2 protein-coding genes are annotated in these 2,691 nt (G+C 68.4%); one reads left to right on the top strand and one right to left on the bottom strand.

The features are described from left to right. On the top strand, nucleotides 1-406 hold a 406-nt coding region (locus tag Mrose_RS19240; RefSeq protein WP_220452368.1), incomplete at its 5' end, for a hypothetical protein. Nucleotides 407-883: 477 nt separating this feature from the next. On the opposite strand, the gene Mrose_RS18145 is transcribed toward Mrose_RS19240, so the two are convergent. Next, a partial coding sequence (locus tag Mrose_RS18145; protein WP_147371727.1) for a S8 family serine peptidase occupies nucleotides 884-2,691 on the bottom strand: 1,808 nt, incomplete at its 5' end.

Consider the following 2,691-nt stretch of genomic DNA (forward strand, 5'->3'; position numbering starts at 1 on the left):
CTGGGCCTTGTTGTTTCGAGCGGGATACAGGATTCCTGATCTGCAGAGGGCCGAACAGACCTGCGCCCGTGCCCTCCAGCCCCACCAGTACTGCCTCGAGCTGGGCATGAGCTCCAGGGAGTTCGCTAGGGTAGTGTCCGATGTCTATTTTGACGGACCAGAGGATATGTTTTGGAGGTTGTACAACGCCAGGAAATCGTTCAGGTATGCGGGAGAGTTTGCAGTTAGGCCTCCTGGATGGAAAAGACGAGAAAGACCACTTTATGCCATCGAGTACAAACCTGGCGCTTTGCGTGAGTCCTACGTTATCGAAGACAACCTTGCCTACAAGTCCATGCGCTTTGCCTTCAGCTACACCCCCCACGGCGAGGGGGGCACCTTGCTGGTCAGCGCGGCCATGCGATGAGCGGGCCATGCCCTGCCGACCGACCTCCGGTACGAGCCCGGCCTGTGGTCCCGCCGCCAGCGGGCTTACCTGGGGGCGTACTTGAGTCGAGCGGTTGGACGAAGAAGTCGAGTTGCCTGACCAGCCGCCAAGGCTAGAACTCGAACACTCATTCGAGGTAAGGCGCAGTGCGCAAGAAGGTTCGAAGCGTGTGTAAGGAGGCTTAAAAAGTCCGTCCCAATACTGAAAAAAAGCACCGGACGAGCCCCTCGGCCTCTATACGCTCACGGGCTCCTTCAAAGAGGACCCCGCCAGGAAGACCCTCACCAACCTGGTTGCCCTGTTGAGCAAGCGCTGAGCCGCGCTGGCCCTCGCGCCGTATGAAACGCTCGAGCGGACCCCCATCTTGGGTGGGGGCCCGCTCGCCAGGGAGGGGTGTGCGCTGGGGTCCGGGAAGATAGCCGCCAGACCCGAGAGGCTGTCTTCCCGGGCGCGGCGTCAGAAGTCGGGGGCCGGGCTGGCGTTTGTGCCCACGCCCAGGCGGTAGAAGTAGCCCAGTCCCTGCTCGCCGCTGGCTTCCTCGAGCTTGACGTAGTACGTCCCGGCCTGGCCCGTCCCCACAGTGAAGCTGAGCGAGGCGGGCACAGCAGTCTCGGTGTCGCTGGCGACTACGGTGATCTGGTCCGGGGCGACGAGGCTGAGCTTGACCTTCCCCTGTCCGCCGATGTACGTGCTGGCCGCACGGAGGTGAAGCGTCGTCCCTTCGGCCAGGGAGATGGCGTACACGTCCACGTCCGGCCCGCCCTCCGGGAGGCCGAGGTGGGCGAAGTTGTTGGAGTCGAAGGCCGCGCTGAGGGTGAAGGAGGGGAGCAGCGTGCCCAAGAACCCGGCGAGGTCGGTGGCCGTGCCGGGGGTTTCGTTGCGGGCCGGACCCGAGCCCCCGGCGGTCTCGTACAGGTCGGCCTGCTGGCGGAGGATCACGAGGGGTGAGCTGCCCGCGGGTGCGGCGACCACGGTCTCCTGCGGGTCCTCGCTGCCGCCCAGGAGAAGCTGGCTGGGGCCTCCGGCCAGCACCCGGTAGTTGCCCGGCTCGCTCCCGAGGAAAAGGGCGCCAGGGCCGACGCCGATCTGGGCGTGGTACTGCTTGCCCGTGGCCGCGTGCACGAGCGTGACGCTGCTAAAGGGGACGAAGCCCAGCATGTCGGTGCCGGCGTCGGCGGCCTTGTTCAGCACGCCCACCGTGATGTTGCTCCCGTCGGCGGGCAGCGCGGCCGGGGTGGTGATCCCCTTCGCCAGCCGCACCGCCTTGGCCACGTTCACCCGGCCGGCCCCCATGCCCGCAGTTACGGCGGGCGGCCCCGCCACCGGGTCGGCGGTCATCTGCAGGATCCGCATGACCTGATAGGGCGTCGGGCTGAGGCCGTTGTCGCGCAGGACCTGCAGCACCGCCGCCGCCGCCCCTGCCACCACCGGACCGGCCGCGGAGGTCCCGCCGAAGAGCCAGGTCTTGCTGCCGAGGTTCACGTAGGTCGTCAGCACGTCGTCGCCGGGGGCGGAGATGTCGACCCAAGGGCCGTAGGTGGAGAAGTCGGTCTTTTCGTCGTGGGGGTTGGTGGCCGCCACCGCGATGACCCCGGGCAGCCCCGAGGGGAGGTGGTAGGCGTCGCGGTAGTCGTTGCCTGCCGAGGCCACCACCACGACCCGGTTCAGCAGGGCGTAGTCGAAGGCGTCCTTCAGGAGGTGGCTGTAACCGCCGCCGCCCCAGGAGTTGTTGAGGATGTCGGCCCCGTCGCCGCTGTCGCCGGGGTCGGTGGGGGGTAGGCCGTCGGGGCCGTTGACCGCCCAGACGATGGCCTGCGCCACGTTGAAGTCGCCGGCGTACCCACCGCTCGAGCCCCCGAAGATGGTGATGGGCATGAGCCGGGCGGCGCTGGCCGGGTTGCCGTCGCCCCCGGCCACCCCGGCCACGAACTGGCCGTTGTTGGACAGCGCCGCGGCCATCCCCGCCGAGCCCGAGCCGTGGGTGTCGCGGCCCGGGTTGCCCTGGAAGGGGTCGGTAGGTGCGTACGCCCTGAGGGTGAAGGCGTTGTAGCCGCTCACGCAGCGGCTGCGGCTGGGCTGGTCGCAGAGGTCGGGGTGGGAGCGGTCGAAGTCGGAGTCGACGACACCGATGGTGACGCCGGTGCCCACCGCGCCCTGGCTCCAGGCGTCGGGGGCGCCGATCTTCCCGAGCCACCACTGCTGCGGCAGCAGGGGGTCGTTGAAGGCCGCCTGGGAGCTGAGGCCCTGGGCGGTGGGCCTGGGGG

Origin of the sequence: Calidithermus roseus, assembly GCF_003574095.1 — a bacterium.
Taxonomy (GTDB): domain Bacteria; phylum Deinococcota; class Deinococci; order Deinococcales; family Thermaceae; genus Calidithermus; species Calidithermus roseus.